Here is an 18090-nt window from a genome sequence, read left to right on the forward strand (position 1 = left end):
CTCGTCCTGCATCTATCCGCGCCTGGCGCCACAACCGCTGCGCGAGGATTCGATGTTGACCGGCCCGCTCGAGCCGACCAACGAGCCCTATGCCATCGCCAAGATCGCCGGCATCAAGATGGCCGAGGCCTATCGCAGCCAGTACGGCGCCGATTTCATCAGCGTGATGCCGACCAATCTCTACGGCCCCGGCGACAATTATCACCCCGAATACAGCCACGTCGTCGCCGCGCTGATCCGCCGCTTCCACGAGGCCAAGGTTTCGGGCGCGGGCAACGTCGCGGTGTGGGGCACCGGCACGCCGCGCCGCGAATTCCTCTACGTCGACGATCTCGCCGACGCCTGCGTCTATCTGATGAAGACCTATTCCTCGCCCGAACTGGTCAATATCGGCACCGGCGAGGACATCACCATCGCCGAGTTCGCGCTCATGGTCGCGGCGGCGGTCGGTTTTCGCGGCGAGATCGGCTTCGACACCTCGCGTCCGGACGGCACGCCGCGCAAGCTGCTCGACGTCAGCCGTCTGGCCAGGCTCGGCTGGCGCGCCCAGACCACGCTGGAGGACGGGATTCAGCTAGCGTACCGGGCATTTCTCGCCGACAGCAAATGGACTGCGCCAGAGTGAAACTGCTTGTCCCCGACAAGCGGGCGCAAGCAGACCCATCCGAGGATCCGCGGGGCAGCAAATGTCCCAGCCTAGCTGGCCCCGTCCTCGCGCAATGATTAACCTTGCCACGCGTCGCCCAACGCTCTTCGTCAACAAGAGCGCTCGGTTGGACGTCCGATCACCCGAGTGACCCCACATATTCTGGTTACGGCTCAGCCAACCATCTCGCAGGAAACAGAAATGTCATGCTCGAGATGTGCTGCTCTACTGCTACCCAGTTGAACCTGATCGATCCCAATCTCGAACGCCGCCCGACCGATCATTAGCCCGGAACATGCCGGTGTCCTTTTCCTCACGATCAGCGGCCTATCGAGGGTCGGCCATCACCATCCGCGCCGACAGCATGACGATGCACATGAGCGCGCCTAACATCCCGAACGCAAAAGGCAGGCCAGTCATATGTGCGACGAGCCCGATGCTGGCGGGCCCCATCAGTATACCGGCGTACCCGGCTGTCGTGATGACCGCGATCGCAACGCCTACCGGCATCACTTTCTGTTTGCCGGCGCGGCGACACAGTACAGGTACAACATTTGAAATACCCAATCCAATAAGCAGGAACCCCGCCATGGCAACCACCGCAACCGGCGCGGCGACCACAGCCAAGAAGCCTGTCATGATCGGTAGAGTTCCGAGCATCAACGTGGCACGGTCGCCGATTCGCTCCACCACGGCATCTCCGCCGAAACGTCCTGCGGTCATCGCGACGGCGAAGAGCATACAACCAAGACCTCCATGTGCCTCCGCGAGAAGATCTTGCCCAACAAGAAGTAAAGCGCTCCAATCAAGCATTGCACCTTCAACGAGAAAAGTGATCGCCGCGAGCGCAGCAATCAGCAATACACTGCGATGGGGCAAGACAAACAATGGCCCTTGCTGCGTCACAGTCGTCGCCGTCAACCGCGGCCAAGCCAACACAATCGCGGTCATCATTAACGCCGAACAGACCAACGTCGAAAAAAGCGGACCAAGCTGAAGCGAGAGGAACGAGGTCACGGCGGCAGAGCCGGTGAACTCTCCGATGCTGTAATGGGCATGGAAACCGGACATCAGTGGGCGGCCGGCGCCGCGCTCCAATTCGAGCGCATAAATGTTCATGGCGACATCGATCGAACCGAGTGAAACTCCGAAAGCAAACAGCGTGGCACCGAGTGCAAGAGGTGTTTTCGCGATAGCCAGCCACGGCAGGATAAGCGCCAGGCCGAGTCCACCCACGAGGATGATGGGCTTGCTACCGTACCGCGCGTTCGACACGCTGGTCAAAAGCATAGCGAGAACGGATCCCGCGCCGAGACAGAGCAGCAAAAGCCCAAGCATGCGGTCGTCTACCGCGAGCCGCTCCTTGGCGAGCGGCACCAAAGGCGCCCACGCCGCCAGGCCAAATCCGGCGACAAAAAACGCAAGCCGCGTCCCAAGCAGGCCGGCAGCCCAACTGGCAGATGGTATCACAGGCACTCCTGAGAGAACGGGCTCGTGAGCACGGCGCCCCTCATCCTGTGCGTCGCCTGCAAGCGGCCCGCAGCTCCGCGATGATGGCCTCACGTTGACATTTTCATCCCTGCAAATGCGATGCCACCGCAAAAAGTTCGGGCTGCCTCAAAACAGGCGAGCAAAGAGGAGTGATCGTGAAGCACCCCGGATGCGTGTTTCGGCCTATCTCTCTCGGGCTAGCCTTGCGGGGGACGCTATTTTTGCTCGTCTCCGACAGTCAGAGGCGCAACAGCTAAAGCTGGCTTTGTTGCAAAACGTACAAAGCTGACGGTACCCAGAATTGCGTGTACTTCGAGGAGAAGGCTACAGCTAGCGCGAACACGGCCGTAAGTTCCTCGACAGCATGCGATGCCAATCCGGGAAGTTCACACCGAAAGCAACGGCACTGATCCGACGGTTTCAGAACTGTGATTCCACCGGAGCCTTAGTTGTCGTGAGGCCATCAGCAAGATGCTCCGTGTCATTATCGTTGACGCCGACGGGCCCACATCAGCATCGCGCGCAGTCATCGATTACCTTTTCTATCGGGCTGGTTAGGTCCAGGACGCGCGCGCGTTCGATACTGAGGTGCTCACCGACATCGTTCAGGCGCTAATATCCGCAGCGCGCCGAGACCGTCGCTCTGACCAGGCCGGACTGTGCGTGGTAAAGAACGAGTATAGCAGACAAAGATCGATCAGTATCGTCGCCGACATCACGCTATAAGCCCAAGAGCTCCGCACTAGATCGAGGTCGATCAGCACCCGTGAGAGGCCGAAGCCGACGATCCAAGCATCAAAGCTCATGCAGATGCGTCGGAATATCTCCGGATCAAGCCGGCGGATGGCGTAAGATCCCAGCGGGATACCGAGCACAACACTGGGTATAAACGCATAGAGAAGGCTGCCGCTTTCGGAGATAAACAGGCCTAGCTTGTAATAGACGAAGGCGGTCACGCTCGATTCAACCACGCGAACCAGGGCTAGACCGGCGCGAAATTCGCTTTTGACCAGGCCCTGATTGTTAAACAACATCGCCAAAGGCGGACCGGAGATGGTCGTCACCGAATAAAGAATTCCCAGCATCCACCCAAATGGCAGACCGATCAGCCAGCTTGCTTCGATAGGGCGGCGCCAACCCGCGGCTTGCAGCAGGATAAGGGGCAGCATGATCGTGTAGGTGGCGAATTTGATCCAGCCCGGCTGCAGCGAGGCCAACGCATAGCCGCCGAGCGCAATGCCCGGCAAGAGCCCAAGCAAAATGGGAAACACTCGTCTCCAAACCGCCGGCACGCCCTTCAGATTGATGAAGAGGACGCAAACGTTGACGAAGACCTCGACAATAACAATCGCGGGGTTGAGAATGCGATTGGTGTAGAAAACCAGCGCAAGGGGTACAGTGAGCGACGAAAACCCATATCCGATGGCTCCATTTACAAAGGCCGCAAAACACGTTGTGGCGGCCAAAAACAACATAGCTGCATCAAACTCAGGCATTCGTAACTTTCGCACTTAGGAGGGCGTCGCGCCATGCGTCAGGGAATCAGACCCGAACATTGGTCAATCTGGATTGAGGCGGATTCTGACCAGTCGTTTGACAGCTCATGCCGCCTTCATAGTGGCAGTGGATGTGGTCAAGTGCACCGGTTCAACATCTGCTCCTATTATCGGCTTCAGTTGAGAAGTCATGCCGTACTTCCCACTACCTGACTGCGATCACACAGCCAATACGGCGGCCACGGGGAGTAAATAATTCTACTTCAAGAGGCGCCAGAATAATGGCAACGCCTCTTTATCATCAGGGGAGTATAAATTCTCTCGCCCCCGTACGAATTTGGGCGTTCCGCGGCCGTCACCGTCCGGCAATTCGCCCTGGCCGAGCAGCAACGGATCGCTGACATGTTTTTCGCCGAGCACCTAATGCATGCCAAGCTCGGCAGCACAGGCATGAAGAGCTCGATGTGCAAGGGAGCGTGAAGCCATCCCAGACTCCGTCGCTCACCACACCGGCGTCATGAAAGGTCGTATTTCTTGGCGGCGTAGTCCTTCGCGGGCGAACGATGGATCGACGAGCTCAGCAACCAAGATCATCCTTCGGTTCGTCACGAATTTTGGGCCTATCAAATTACCGCGGTCGGCAGGCAATGCCCTTATCGAGAGCAGCAATCGAGCCAACCCAGATCGGTTTTTGTGTCATTGTTTGGCCAGCTGGGCATCAGCGGCGACGGTGAAGTCGAGTTCGGTGGCGTTCTTCTCGTGGCCGGAACTCGTGTCGACACGATGATCGGACGCGATCGCGACGTAGACTGCCGGCAGCACGAAGAGCGTGAATAGCGTGCCAACAGACATGCCAGCGACGATCACGAGCCCGATTGAGAAGCGGCTCGCCGCACCAGCTCCCGTTGCGGTCAATAGGGGTACCAGGCCCGTGACCATCGCGGCCGTCGTCATCAAGATTGGACGAAGTCGGACGCGCGCCGCCATTTCTATCGCCGCGCGACGGTCGAGTCTCTCCTTGAGCTGGAGCTCATTGGCGAACTCAACCATCAGGATCCCGTGCTTGGAAATCAAACCGACCAGCGTCAGCAGTCCAACTTGAGTGTAGATGTTCATCGTCGTCCAGCCAAAGAATAGGGGTATCAAGGCGCCGACGATGGCCATCGGCACACTGATCATAATAATGAGGGGATCGCGCAGACTTTCGAACTGCGCCGCAAGCACCAAGAATATGACGATCAGGGCAAATGCGAAGGTGATGGCCAGTTGGTTACCCTCGTGCAGATATTGCCGGGCGTCGGCAAGGAAGTCGTGGCTGAAGCCTGCGGGCAGCTTCTTTGCCTCCGCTTCCAGGAAGTCCACGGCCTGACCGATCGTGACCCCGGGCATCGGCACGGCTTGAAAGGTCGCGCAGTTGAGCTGGTTGTAGTGGGTGAGCGCGTTCGGATCGGTCGCAGTTTCGATGGAGACTACGGTAGACAACGGGAGCATCGAGCCAGTCGCAGTCTTCACATAATAATTCCCGATCGCTTCCGGCGCCAGGCGTTGCTCCCGTGGCACCTGCGGGATCACCTGGTAGGAGCGACCCTGCAGATTGAAGCGATTGACGTAGTTTCCGCCAAGCAGAGTGGCGAGCGCGTTACCGATGTTCTGCATGGTGACGCCAAGCTCGTTAGCCTTGGATCGATCGACCTTGATCCGCACCACCGGCTGGTTAAACTCAAGGTCAGAGTCGCTGACCATGAACAGGCCGCTCTTGCGCGCAGCATCCTTCAGCTTCGACATCTGCTCATAGACGGATTGGAAGCCTAGCGTCGAATTGATCACCATCTGCACTGGCAAGCCATCCGAACCACCTGGAAGCGGCGGCAAGCTAAAAGCAAATGCGTTAATGCCTTCGATTTTGGACAGCTCGGCTTGGACCAAGGACTTTAGCGCGATCGATGATCGCCCGCGCTCGTCCCATGGCTTGAGCAACATGCCGGCCATGCCACCCCGCGAGCCGCTAATACCGTTGAGCACGAAGCTCAAATCAGTCTCGGAAAACTTCTTGAACGCCTTTTCGAGCTTGGCGCCGTAATAGTCGAGGTAGTCGATATTGGCGTATTTCGGCGCCTTGGTCAGTGCGAATACAATCCCTTGATCCTCCTCGGGTGCTAGTTCCTTGGACGTGTGCAAATAGAGAAAGCCGACAAGGCCCAGCATGGTCAGCGCAAACAGCCCGGTAATCGGTCGATAATCGAGTGAGCGGTCGAGTTTGCGCCCGTACCAGCGGGTCATGGCGCCGAACACGCGGTTCACAGATCTGGCAAACCGCCCCTCTTCAGCACTCTTCAGCAGGATCGAGCACATCATCGGCGAAAGCGTCAAAGCGATCACGCCCGACACGATCACCGCCCCCGCCAGCGTAAACGCAAATTCGCGAAACAGCGCCCCGGTGAGGCCGCCGAGAAAGCCGATTGGGGCGTACACAGCGGCCAATGTAATCGTCATGGAGACAACCGGACCGACGATCTCGCGAGCGCCCCTCGTAGCAGCCTGTAGGGGCGGCGCACCTTCCTCTAGATGGCGGTGAATGTTCTCCACCACGACGATCGCATCGTCGACCACGAGACCGATTGCGAGCACCATCGCAAGGAGGGTCAGGAGATTGAATGAAAATCCCAGCGCCAGCATCATGCTGCAGACGCCAACGAGCGACAACGGAATGGTGACGACAGGAATGATGACTGACCGCAGCGATGCCAGGAATAGGAAGATCACCACCACCACGATCACAATGGCCTCAATTAGCGTCTTCTCCACTTCATCAATCGACGATTGAATGAATTTGGTAGAATCGTAGGCCACTTTCATCTTCAGTGATGGCGGCAGGTTACGTTCCATTTCTGGAAACAGAGCCCGAACACCTCGTACTATGTTTAGCGGATTGCCTTGTGGGCTCGCCTGCACGCCGATGAAGACCGCGTGCTCGCCGTTCATGGACACGCTGACATCTGTGGTCTGCGCGGCGAGCTCGATTGTCGCAATATCCTCCATGCGCACAAAGCCGCCGTCATTGGACTTGACGACCATACGCTTGAAGTCATCGACACTGCGCAAGTCGGTGTTCGCCGTGACGTCGGAGATAGTGAAATAGCCCTTGGTCTGGCCGGCCGCGGCCTGGAAGTTGTTGGCGGCGATTGCAGCCGAAACATCAGCGGGCGAAACGCCGTGCCCCGCCATTTTCGCGGCGTCGAGCCATAGCCGCATCGCAAAACTCTGGCCGCCCAAGATGTCTGCCGCCGCGACGCCGTCTACAGTAGACATAACCGGTTGCACGACGCGCGAGAGATAATCGGAGATCGCGCTGGCCGTCAGCTCCTCGCTGGAGAAGGCGATATACATGACAGCGGTGGCCTGCCCGGTTGACTTAGTGACAACCGGATCGTTCGATTCTTTGGGGATCAAATATTTGACTGAGTTGACCTTAGAGAGCACCTCGGTGAGCGCCTCGTTGGGATCGAAATTGAGCTTGATGTAAACTTGAATCGTTGAGGTACCGAGCACCGATGAGGAAGTGACGTAGTCGACGCCCTCTGCGGAAGCGACTGTCTGCTCCAGGGGAGTCGTGATGAATCCCTGAATCATGTCGGCGGAGGCGCCAGGATAGGAGGTCGTTATATTGACGACCGTATTAGATAGCTTGGGATACTGCCGGATCGGCAGAACGGCAGCCGCGCGAAGGCCGATCAGCAGGATCAGGAGACTAACTACGACAGACAAAACCGGACGTTTGATGAAAAGCTCGGTAAACGCCATTTCGACTCGCATTCAAAGAGGGTGACGCAAATTCGCTAGCAAGTCGCGTACGGCCACGGCCATCAATGCGACGACTACGGCTAAGGCCTGCAGCATGAGATAAGCGGAAACGACTGCCTAACGGCTCACACATTCCAAAGCAGAGACAGCCCGCTCCTTCGCTTCACCATCTTCGTTGCCTGGATGAAAGTCGGCCCTGCCATTCGGATCGCTGATCGCGATCTCGGATCGGGGAGCACCTTCTTAGGATTGAGACCCATGTCCTTTTTTGCCGCGCAATCGACCAGAGGTCCGACCCAAGATGTTTCGTCCTCACGCCTGAATGAAACGCAACGACTTCGAGCAAGGTATCAATTCAGCCTAAAGCTTCGCACCGACACGTCGATCGAATGATCCAGCTTCAACATCGAAAGTACAAGCAACCTGACGGCCGCTCAACTCTACGAAGGTAAGCGGGCAATATAGAATAGGCTGCAAACCCTAAACCAAGGTTTGTCGCAACGGAACGCTGGCCGCAGCCGCGCGAGACTGGTGACGTTGCCAGACAGAACGCTCTCGATCCGTTTTGATTCCCAGCACCCACCGCAGTCATCCCGATCGCATCGTTAGTACGCTGAACCAACGTCGGCTCCCCGGTTCGCCCCTTGCTGCCGGCTCAAAACGTCGTTCGGAAACCTTGCATTGAACACTTTTCCAGCTCAAGGTCCAGGACCTCGCTTTGAGATCAGCTCATGCTCGGCTTTCTGCTTGGCTTTCTGCTTGGCTTTCGTCATTGCGCCGGCAAGCTGTTTCAGTACGTTCTTCTCAACCGTGAGATCCATCTCTCTACGGGCGTCTTCGAGTTCTCGCTGTTTGTGCAAGTGCTCCGCCTGGTCTCTTTGGACCGCGGCAAGTTTCTCATTGTTGTTTAAGAGCAGCTCGGCCGTTTCTCGGTCTTCGCTATTCTCGGCGCTGGCTCGTCGAATGCTTCTTCGCCGGCATGCATTGGAGGCGCCGCTTTCTGGTTGGCTGCGAGTTCTATCCGCAGAACCTCCTCGGCCTCTTTCGTTCAACTCGCTTGCCTGCTGATCTTGGTCCACCAATTTTAAGATAGGTTATAGTAACTCGACACAGAGGGTTTAGTTCGTTGAAATAGGCCTGATTTGGCTGAGAGCCTTGGATAGGAGCACGCCATTTTGGCGCGAGGCTTTCGGTTATGAACATCCATTTGACGCGGGGCGCGATCGTTTCTCCCAGGGGCGGTCTCGGCGACGAACCACGGGAGGAAATTGTCGATGCGCCGATCGGCGGCATCTCCGTCGTTGTCTTCATCATCTCGACCTATGTGCCGAGCATCGTGCAGGGCGTCTTCGTCGGCAGCGGCACGGAAGCCGCAAAGCATCCGAATTGGCGGCGAGCTTCGTACCTCATTATCAAACCGTCAGGGCCAGGGCCGCTGGTCACCTCGATGGCGGTAACGACCCCGGCGCAGTTGGCCACGCGAGGATTGCCGTAGACTAACGGCTTGCTTCCTCGCCAGATGCCGGTACAGGCACGGCAGACAGTGACCTGGCTTCATTCACAGCCCGCCCAAATAGATTATGATCCTCCTGTCTACAGACGTACCCCGTTTGGCAACCTGGCGAGCCGGCACCGTTTATCCGATTGGAATCCATAATGCTCTCCTTGCTCTTAAGAGTGGCAAAGCCAGTCGCCGATCCGCCCAGCGGGTTGCCCTGGGTTCGTGACCAGTTCAGTCAAAGGCGGCATCGGCATCCAGATCAATTTCGAATTCTAGGAAGGTTGGCTTTCGAGAAGCTGACTAGTACCTCGACACAGAGGTTTTGATTCGTTGAAATCGACCTGATTTGGCCGAGGGCCGTGGATAGGTGCGCGCTTTTTTGCGCGAGCCTTTTGGGTTGTAACGACCATTTGACGCTGGCGTGGTCAGCATTGCGCCGTCCGGTGGTCTGGCAACGAGGCGGGGAAAACTGTCGATGCGCCGATCGAGGCATTTGCGGCGAGAACGCCCATCTCGATCTCAACCATGTTTAGCCAGTTGGGGTGCTTTGGCGGCATAGTGGAACTCTTGGGGTCTCGGCGAGGATCCGCGAAAACTTGCCAGCACGCACAGCGCGGACCAACTGTCCGCCAATCGTGCCAGCCAGTTCCTGATCGTCACTTCAGCTCTTGCGACCCATGCCCGCCTGACCGACCTGCTCGCGGGACAGCCTCCTCTGTTCCTTCGCAAAGGCCCGACATTCATCGACGAGAATTTTGAAGCTGAACACGCATTGTCCCGTGGTACCGTCCGATTTGTGCGCCATTGCACGCATGAGCTTCCGAATGGGACCGCGCGCCCTTGCTTGGACGAGCCAAGCACCTTCATGTTGCGATTTACAGATCGGCGGAATGGATCGCCTGGCACAGGGCATCGCGATGCCACGGCAAACAGCGCTACCGCCATCACTTGCACCACGGCTCATCAGTCGCGAAGCCGCCGCCGCTTACGTCTGCGTGTCCCCCAACACGTTTGATGAGATGGTGAAGAACGGCCAAATGCCCCGAGCACGATTGCTCGGGGAGCGGCGTCGGGCTTGGGATGTCCGTCAACTTGACATCGCCATTGATCAACTGCCTTCCGATGGCAATAATACCCGCGTAGACGACACGTGGAATGATGTCGATGCCCCGCAAGCTGCCGCCTCACGTCGAGCGTAATCATGTCAAAGGCCATACGTATCTATCGTTTCGCCGTGGCAAAGGACCTCGCTCTCGTTTGCCGAATGATCCCACGAGCGAAGAATTTATGGTGGCGTACCAAGCCGCGTTGCTCGGCCAATTTGTACCGGTCCGAGATCGGTTTGTGCCGGCTGCGCCTGGCACTATCGCGGCGCTTATTGCTTCCTACATGAAGAGCGCCGAATACATTGGCCTCCGTGACACGAGCAAGACGGGCTACATTGGCCGTCTTGAGACGCTCCGGGTCGAACACGGTCATCGCACAATCGCCGGGCTCTCGCGCGAGCGAATCATCACTGGCATTCTTCAACCCTATGCGAATCGCCCAGGTGCGGCACTCGATACACTGAAGAAGCTTCGGATACTGATCCGTCACGCGATCAATATCGGATGGCTGAAGCATGATCCGTCATTGGGTATCAAGCGGCCTAAGATCAAGAAAATTCGGTCCTGGACCGACGACGAAATTGAGCAATTCAAAAAATGCTGGCCGCTCGGCACCAAGCAGCGCACTGCGTTTCACCTGTTCCTCAATCTGGGTCAGCGTCGCTCCGACGTAGTCAGGATGGCGCAGACGCACATCACGCCAGAACGCAAGATCAGGATAAAGCAACAGAAGACCGGGCGCGAGCTTCTCATCCCGTTGCATCGAGACACCGTCGAGGCGCTCGACGCATATGACATGCAACGCGTCGTGATCATTACGACTGCTTATGGCAAGTCCTTCACGGTTGATGGTTTCAGTGGATGGATGCGCGACGCTATCTCGAAGGCCGGACTGCCTCTCGATTGCAAGCCGCACGGTCTACGCAAAGCCGCCGGACGTTTGCTCGCCGAAGCCGGCGCAACGGCGAAGATGATCATGTCTGTCCTCGGACACACGACGCTAGCTGAAGCTGAGCGCTACACGGAGGAGGCTGATCAGGCGGCCCTCGCTGAAGACGCGGTCATCAAGCTTGAAGGACACAACGCGAACAGGATTCCCCAAACCACTTCCGCAGGTTTGGGGAAAACGCCGAAAACCAAAGGGAAATCAAGTCGAAAGGTGCGAGGCTGGCGCTCCCTAGGGGAATCGAACCCCTGTTTCAGCCTTGAGAGGGCCGCGTCCTAACCGCTAGACGAAGGGAGCGTTGAGAGGGAAGGCAATAGCCTCGAAATCCGGCGGCCGCAAGATGCCTTGTGCATTGCGGCGGGGATTTTGTCAGCCATGCTTTACGAACCCCGGGGGCATCCGGCGCCATACCTCTGGATTCCGGGTTCATCGCCGCGCAATTGCGCACCGGGGAAGACGGTGCCGGGCGCAATGCCGCGCGTGCCTTGCCCGAGCGCGTCGCACCTGCACGCTACAGTGGCACCGCCCTCGCGATTGCATGATGGCCACCCTGAGATGTCATGTCGTCGTCGTGCACGGCCCTGCTTTCGCCAAATGGCAATGCAAAACACCTGGCTGTGAAGTCACCCGGCGTCCGTCTCTGCTAACATCGCAGCCCTTCACCATGCTGCGCCCCGCACGGCGCCGGACAAGCGAGAGGAGTGCTTGGAACAAAGCGCAAGCGCTTGACGGCCTTGGCGCACGGCAGATTTGGCTCACGAATATCTTGGCACAACAAACATCAGCGCGGTCGCAGGCCATGGAAGACGTTCCGCACCTCGCGCCGCACAGGTCAATAGCTTAAGCAGAGCGAGGACAGACCATGATCAAACTAAAAATCAACGGCCAGGAACAGAATTGGGACGGCGACCCGGATCTTTCGCTGCTCTGGTATCTCCGTGACGAAGCAGGCCTCACGGGTACCAAGTTCGGCTGCGGCCAGGCGCTGTGCGGCGCCTGCACCGTGATCGTCGACAAGGAGGCGGTCCGCGCCTGCATCACCTCGGTCTCCGACGTCGTCGGCCGCGAGGTCACCACCATCGAGGGGCTGCATCCGACCGGCGACCATCCGGTGCAGAAGGCCTGGCGCCAGGTCAACGTGCCGCAGTGCGGCTACTGCCAGGCCGGCCAGATCATGCAGGCCGCGGCGCTGCTGGATCAGAACCCGAAGCCAAGCCACGACCAGATCCGCGAAGCCATGGCGGGCAATATCTGCCGCTGCGGCTGCTACCAGCGGATCGAGAATGCCGTCCATCTCGCATCGACGGGGGTGTGACATGAATATCCGCACCAACCCCAGCAAGCTTCGCGGCTTCGAGAAGCACGTGAAGGTCGAGAACGTTTCGCGCCGCAGCATCCTCAAGGGGCTCGGCATCGCCGGCTCTTTCGTGCTCGCCGCCCCCGTGATGACGCGCCAGGCGTTCGCCTATGAGACCGGTGCCGGCAAGATGCCGCACGGCGTCGTGGTCGACCCGCGCGTGTTCGTCGCGATTGCCCCCGACGGCATCGTCACCATCCTGGCGCACCGCTCCGAGATGGGCACTGGCGTGCGCACCAGCCTGCCCTTGATCGTCGCCGAGGAGATGGAGGCCGACTGGACGCGCGTCCATGTCCAGCAGGCGCATGGCGACGAGGTCAAGTTCGGCAACCAGGACACCGACGGCTCGCGCAGCACGCGGCACTATCTGATTCCGATGCGCCAGATCGGCGCCTCGGCGCGCTCGATGCTGGAAGCCGCCGCCGCCAAGAAATGGGGCGTGCCGGTCACCGAGGTGAAGGCGCAGAACCACGAGGTGGTGCATAGCGCGAGCGGTCGCAAGGCCGGCTTCGGCGAACTCGCTGCGGACGCCGCGAAGGAGTCGGTGCCGAGCGTCGAGGGCCTCAAGCTGAAGGACCCCAAGGACTTCCGCTATCTCGGCAAGGGCCAGGTCTCGATCGTCGACCTGCACGACATCACCACCGGCAAGGCGCATTACGGCGCCGATGTCCGCCTGCCCGGCCTGAAATACGCCGTGATCGCCCGTCCGCCGGTCACCGGCGGCAAGCTCAAGTCGTTCGACGACAACGCGGCCAAGAAGGTGCCGGGCGTCGAGAAGGTGATGGAGGTGAAGGGCTGGCCGTGGCCGTCCAAGTTCCAGCCGCTCGGCGGCGTGGCCGTGATCGCGCGCAACACCGGCGCCGCAATCAAGGGCCGCGACGCGCTGAAGATCGTCTGGGACGACGGCGCCAACGCCAAATACGACTCCGTCACCTATCGTGCCTCGCTCGAGGAAGCCGCGCGCAAGCCCGGCCTCGTGGTGCGCAAGGAAGGCGATGTCGATGCGGCCTTGAAGAGCGCCGACAAGGTGATAACGGGCGAATACTATCTGCCGCATCTCGCCCATGTCAGCATGGAGCCGCCGGTCGCGGTGGCCGACGTCAAGGGCGACAAGGCCACGATCTGGGCGCCGGTGCAGAGCCCCGGCGGCACCCGCGAGGATGTCGCCAAGACGCTCGGCATCCCCGAGGACAATGTCACCGTCAACGTGACGCTGCTCGGCGGCGGCTTCGGCCGCAAGTCGAAATGCGACTTCGCGCTCGAGGCGGCATTGCTGTCGAAGGAGCTCGGCGCGCCGGTCAAGGTGCAGTGGACGCGTGAGGACGACGTGCATCACGACTTCCTGCACACCGTCTCGGTGGAACGGATCGAGGCCGGTCTCGACAAGAGCGGCAAGGTGATTGCATGGCGGCACCGCAGCGTGGCGCCGACCATCGCCTCGACCTTCGCCGCCGGTGCCAATCACGAAGCGCCGTTCGAACTCGGCATGGGCCTGATCGACAACCCGTTCGAGATCGCCAACCTGCAGTGCGAGAATCCGGAAGCGGCCGCGTTCACACGGATCGGCTGGTTCCGCTCGGTCTCGAACATCCCGCGCGCCTTTGCGGTGCAATCCATGGTCGGGGAAATCGCGCATGCGACGGGCCGCGACCAGAAGGAGATGCTGCTGGAGCTGATCGGAAGCCCGCGGATCGTCAACCTGTCCTCGGTGAAGGATCCCTGGAACTACGGCGAGCCCTATGACAGCTACCCGATCGACACCGCGCGCTTGCGCAAGGTGGTCGAGCTGGTCGCCGAAAAGGGCGAGTGGGGCCGCAAGGTGCCGAAGGGCCACGGCCTTGGCATCGCGGTGCACCGCTCGTTCGTCAGCTACATCGCGACCATCGTCGAGGTGGCGGTCGACGACAAGGGCAAGTTCTCGGTGCCGCGGGTCGACACCGCGATCGATTGCGGCACCTATGTCAATCCGGAACGGATCCACTCGCAGATCGAGGGCGCTGCGATCATGGGACTGAGCCTCGCCAAATACGGCGAGATCAGCTTCAAGGATGGCAAGGTGCAGCAGGGCAATTTCGACGACTTCCCGGTGATCCGGATGGACGAGTCGCCTGCGATCACCAACGTCCACATCGTGCCGCCCGGCGCCGACACCCCGCCGAGCGGCGTCGGCGAGCCCGGCGTGCCGCCGTTCGCGCCGGCACTGATCAACGCGATCTTTGCCGCGACCGGAAAGCGCATCCGCGCCCTTCCGATCGGCAAGCAGCTGGAGACCTGACGCTGGAACGTTAGACGAGACGGGCCGTTCTCATCGATCGCGCTTTAGAGGAAGCAGATCGATGAGAACCCCGCCTCAGACATTCGGGACGCTCGCGGCAGCCTTGTCCGCGGGCGTCTTTCTTTTTGCGACACAGGCTGCACTCGCACAAACCGCCTCGCCGCCAAACGCAACGGCGACGCGTCCGGCGCGGGTGCTGCCCGACCAGAACTCGGTTCCAAGCAGCGGCCCGCCAGCGACCACCGGCCAGACCACCGGCGAGGCCAGCCGCGATCCCACGATCAAGCAGATGAACGACGACGAGAAGCGGAAGGTCGACACCAAGGGCAAATAGCGCAAGCGCGGACCGGGAAGCGGCGGTCTCCCCATCCGCCGCTTCCCGATCGCATCGCCCCCTATTGGTAAGAAGCGTTTTCGAACGAACGAACACCGTTTCGCTTGCAGAAAACGCGTCATGAGAGCCGGAGCTTCGGTCCTTCAATCAGGACCGAAGCTCGGATCACGTGGCTTACTTCTTGTCGAGCGCGAACACCCAGATCACGCCGCCTTGCGGGACGTTGTTCTCGAAGCCCTTGACCTTGCCGGCCAGAGCATCCTGGATGCGTTGCGCGTCGACGCCCCAACCCGACTGGACCGCGATGTATTGCGTTCCGTCGACCTCATAGGACATCGGCATCGCCATGATGCCGGAGTTGGTCTTCTGCTCCCACAACAGCTCGCCGGTCTTGGCGTTGAAGATGCGGAACATCCGGTCGTTGGTGCCGCCGGCGAGAACCAGGTCGCCCGCGGTCGCCGTCACCGAGCCGAACAGCTGCGAGGTCTTGAAGTCGTGCTGCCAGACCTTCTTGCCGGTGGCCGGATCCCACGCCTGCAACTCGCCGAAATGATCGGCGTTCGGCGCCGGCGTCAGTCCGATGTCCTCCGGCTTGGTGCCGAGCCAGAGCTGGCCGGGTACCAGCGGCTGCTTCTCGCCGGTGAAGCCGCCGCAGAAGTTCTCGTTGGCGGGAACGTAGACGAGCTTGGTGCTCTGGCTGTACGCCGCCGACGGCCAATCCTTGCCGCCCCACAGCGACGGGCAGAACTCGACCCGCTTGCCGATCACCGGCTTGTGCTCGGGATCGACGATCGGCCGGCCGGTCTCGGCCTCGATGCCCTTCCAGACATTGGTCTTCACGAACGGCCAGCCGGACACGTAGTTGATCTTGTCGGGCTTGTTCTCGAGTATCCAGAAGATCGCGTCGCGTCCCGGGTGGATCAGGCTCTTGAACGACCGTCCGTCACGCTGCAGGTCGACCAGCATCGGCGCGTCGACCTCGTCCCAGTCCCAGGAATCGTTCTGGTGATACTGGAAGTGCTTCTTGATCTTGCCGGTCTCGGGATCGAGACCGATCACCGAGCTGGTGTAAAGGTTGTCGCCGGCGTGAGCCGAGCCCGGCCACGGCGCAGCGTTGCCGACGCCCCAGAGGATCGTCTTGTTGTCCTTGTCGTAGGTGCCGGTCATCCAGGCCGATCCGCCGCCCGACTTCCAATCGTCGCCGCTCCAGGTCTCGTGCCCGGGCTCGCCTTCGCCGGGGATGGTGAAGGTGCGCCAGAGCTCCTTGCCGCTCTCGGCATCGTAGGCGACGACATAGCCGCGCACGCCGAACTCGCCGCCGGAGCCGCCGACGATCACCTTGCCGTCGACCACCAGCGGCATCAGCGTCAGGTACTGACCCTTCTTGTAGTCCTGGACCTTGGTGTCCCAGACCACCTTGCCGGTCTTGGCGTCGAGCGCGACGACATGGTCGTCGGTGGTGGCGAAGTAGACCTTGTCCTGCCACAGGCCGACGCCACGGCTGGTCGGATGCAGCTGGAACAGATCGTCGGGAAGCTGCCGCTTGTAGCGCCAATACTCCTCGCCGGTCTTGGCGTTGAGCGCGATCACCTGCCCCATCGGGGTCGCGGCGAACATCACGCCATTGTTGACGATCGGCGGCGCCTCATGGCCCTCGATGACGCCGGTCGAGAAGGTCCAGACCGGCTTGAGGTTCTTGACGTTGGAGGTGTTGATCTGGTTGAGCGGACTGTACCCCTGTCCGTCATAGGTCCGGCGATACAGCATCCAGTTGCCGGGTTCGGGATTTTCGAGACGCGCTGAGGTCACCGAACTGTAGTTTTCGATCGGCCCCGCGACGGCATAGGTCGAAATGAGGCACGTGAATGCGACACAACTCGACAATAACCACTGCTTGCTTGTCATGAGATGCTACCTCCCTGCTCTGTTTTGATTTTTCAATTTTATTTTGAGCATGATCTTTTCGGAAAACCGCATCGCACTTTTCCGGATCATGCTTTAGGTCGTGCAGAAATCCCGATGTGGCCTCATCCTCCTTGCTGAGCACCCACCTTTCCGACGAATGGCGCTGCGACCGTGATCGCGCCGTCGGCAACCGTCAGCGGCAATGCCGCGAGGCGACGTGGCGCCGGCCCGAACACGACCTGCGCATTCTGCCGCGGATCGTATTCGGAGTTGTGACAGAGGCATTTCAGGACGTTCTTGTCGCCCTGCTCTTCCTTCAACCAGGCGGTGATCGGACATCCGGCATGCGTGCAGATGACCGAGTAGCAGACGATGCCGTCAGGGGCGCGGGCGCGCGTCGCATCGTCGAGTTCGTTCGGATCGAGCTTGACCAGCACGACCTCGTTCAGCCGCGAGCCCTTGCGGACGACCGAGGTGTTCGGGTCCTGCGGCCAGGCGCGAATGGGCGGGCCGCCCAAGGTCAGATCTTCCGACTTGATGACCTGGCCGGCCTTGTCGCCCTCGGCGCGCACGAGCCGATCGGCTTTTTGCGGCCGCTCATTGGCGCCGGGTTGTTCGTCATCGTCGGCGGCCGCAGGCTCGATCGCGGCGAGACAGGCGCAGCTCGCGAGCGCGGTCAACACCGCGCGGCGCGTCGGGTCGGCGCACGAGCCCGATACATCGGACTCACCAGACTGTTCGATGGAAGCGCTGGGGTTGGATCGCGACATGGCGCAAGCTGAACGTGCAACTCGGCCGAAAAGATGGCGGCACACCTTCTCGATGCGCGAACGCATGCGCAAAAAATGCGCTGCAGCTTTTGGTTGATCGATGGCGCGGCTTCGCGAGCGCTGCGATCAGGGCTCGTTGACGAAGCTCAGCCTGCCGACAGGTTTCAGCGTCTTTGCATCAAATGTGCGGATCTCTGTTGCACCGCCCACATCAAGCGTGAGGATCAAGCGCTCGCCGGCGACACCGGTGGCGACGATGCGCGCGCCTTTCGGCAGCGCAGCAGTGACGTCGGAAACGGAAACGGGGCTTCCCTCGCTGCGATAAAGGCGGTAGCCGATGGCAATCAATACGACGGCCACGGCCAGTGCCGAGGTCAGGCCCGCGATCAGCATCATGCGCCGCACCCGCGCGATCAGCGCGGCCTGGTCGGGGGTCGGTTCGGTCACAGCGGTGTCGGTCAT

The 18090-nt window shown here is 60.2% G+C and carries 13 protein-coding genes, 1 tRNA gene and 1 pseudogene; 7 read left to right on the forward strand and 8 right to left on the reverse strand.

The genetic code is table 11. The annotated features are described in order from the left end of the window. Window positions 1–625, forward strand: a 625-nt coding sequence (locus AKL29_RS07380; protein WP_152977466.1) for a GDP-L-fucose synthase family protein, incomplete at its 5' end; no start/stop codon positions are given. Window positions 626–973: 348 nt separating this feature from the next. Here AKL29_RS07380 and AKL29_RS07385 read toward each other — a convergent pair. The 3 genes from AKL29_RS07385 to AKL29_RS07395 all read right to left on the reverse strand — a co-directional run bounded on the left by AKL29_RS07385 (window position 974) and on the right by AKL29_RS07395 (window position 7434). Next, entirely contained in the window at window positions 974–2116 is a 1143-nt protein-coding gene (locus AKL29_RS07385) for an MFS transporter (RefSeq protein ID WP_082190496.1), read from the reverse strand. A gap of 626 nt (window positions 2117–2742) precedes the next feature. Beyond that, on the reverse strand, window positions 2743–3633 hold the full coding sequence (locus tag AKL29_RS07390; RefSeq protein WP_050383648.1) for a sulfite exporter TauE/SafE family protein: 891 nt from the start codon (window positions 3631–3633) through the stop codon (window positions 2743–2745). Window positions 3634–4329: 696 nt separating this feature from the next. Next, a complete protein-coding gene (locus tag AKL29_RS07395; RefSeq protein WP_050383662.1) occupies window positions 4330–7434 on the reverse strand; it encodes a multidrug efflux RND transporter permease subunit in 3105 nt (1034 codons plus the stop codon). A 731-nt stretch (window positions 7435–8165) separates the two neighbouring features. Here AKL29_RS07395 and AKL29_RS42710 point away from each other — a divergent pair. Next, window positions 8166–8345: a hypothetical protein gene (locus AKL29_RS42710; protein ID WP_050383649.1), complete on the forward strand. Its 180-nt coding sequence runs from the start codon at window positions 8166–8168 to the stop codon at window positions 8343–8345. A gap of 284 nt (window positions 8346–8629) precedes the next feature. Next, on the forward strand, window positions 8630–8929 hold the full coding sequence (locus tag AKL29_RS07405; RefSeq protein WP_050383650.1) for a hypothetical protein: 300 nt from the start codon (window positions 8630–8632) through the stop codon (window positions 8927–8929). Window positions 8930–10156: 1227 nt separating this feature from the next. Here AKL29_RS07405 and AKL29_RS44505 read toward each other — a convergent pair. After that, window positions 10157–10558, reverse strand: a complete 402-nt coding sequence (locus AKL29_RS44505; protein ID WP_050383652.1) for a hypothetical protein — start codon at window positions 10556–10558, stop codon at window positions 10157–10159. A 9-nt stretch (window positions 10559–10567) separates the two neighbouring features. On the opposite strand from AKL29_RS44505, the pseudogene AKL29_RS44510 reads away from it, so the two are divergent. Beyond that, a pseudogene (locus AKL29_RS44510) lies at window positions 10568–11020 on the forward strand (tyrosine-type recombinase/integrase); the annotation flags it as partial. A gap of 189 nt (window positions 11021–11209) precedes the next feature. On the opposite strand, the gene AKL29_RS07425 reads toward AKL29_RS44510, so the two are convergent. Then, window positions 11210–11284 (reverse strand) — tRNA-Glu (locus AKL29_RS07425). A 565-nt stretch (window positions 11285–11849) separates the two neighbouring features. Between AKL29_RS07425 and AKL29_RS07430 the strand changes: the two genes are divergently transcribed. The 3 genes from AKL29_RS07430 to AKL29_RS07440 all read left to right on the forward strand — a co-directional run bounded on the left by AKL29_RS07430 (window position 11850) and on the right by AKL29_RS07440 (window position 14953). Beyond that, complete coding sequence (locus AKL29_RS07430; RefSeq protein ID WP_028333166.1) at window positions 11850–12302, forward strand: (2Fe-2S)-binding protein; 453 nt, start codon at window positions 11850–11852, stop codon at window positions 12300–12302. A 1-nt stretch (window position 12303) separates the two neighbouring features. Beyond that, window positions 12304–14619 carry a xanthine dehydrogenase family protein molybdopterin-binding subunit gene (locus AKL29_RS07435; RefSeq protein ID WP_050383654.1) on the forward strand — a complete coding sequence of 772 codons (2316 nt, stop codon included), beginning with the start codon at window positions 12304–12306 and terminating at the stop codon, window positions 14617–14619. A gap of 61 nt (window positions 14620–14680) precedes the next feature. Then, window positions 14681–14953 carry a hypothetical protein gene (locus tag AKL29_RS07440; RefSeq protein ID WP_028333164.1) on the forward strand — a complete coding sequence of 91 codons (273 nt, stop codon included), beginning with the start codon at window positions 14681–14683 and terminating at the stop codon, window positions 14951–14953. Between the two features lie 174 nt (window positions 14954–15127). On the opposite strand, the gene AKL29_RS07445 is transcribed toward AKL29_RS07440, so the two are convergent. From AKL29_RS07445 to AKL29_RS07455, 3 genes are all read right to left on the reverse strand, one after another. Then, window positions 15128–16858 carry a methanol/ethanol family PQQ-dependent dehydrogenase gene (locus AKL29_RS07445; protein ID WP_028333163.1) on the reverse strand — a complete coding sequence of 577 codons (1731 nt, stop codon included), beginning with the start codon at window positions 16856–16858 and terminating at the stop codon, window positions 15128–15130. A 122-nt stretch (window positions 16859–16980) separates the two neighbouring features. Then, window positions 16981–17628 carry a QcrA and Rieske domain-containing protein gene (locus AKL29_RS07450; RefSeq protein WP_050383655.1) on the reverse strand — a complete coding sequence of 216 codons (648 nt, stop codon included), beginning with the start codon at window positions 17626–17628 and terminating at the stop codon, window positions 16981–16983. 126 nt (window positions 17629–17754) lie between these two features. Beyond that, on the reverse strand, window positions 17755–18090 hold the full coding sequence (locus AKL29_RS07455; RefSeq protein ID WP_018269854.1) for a hypothetical protein: 336 nt from the start codon (window positions 18088–18090) through the stop codon (window positions 17755–17757).

It is taken from the genome of Bradyrhizobium pachyrhizi (assembly GCF_001189245.1).
Lineage (GTDB): Bacteria > Pseudomonadota > Alphaproteobacteria > Rhizobiales > Xanthobacteraceae > Bradyrhizobium > Bradyrhizobium pachyrhizi.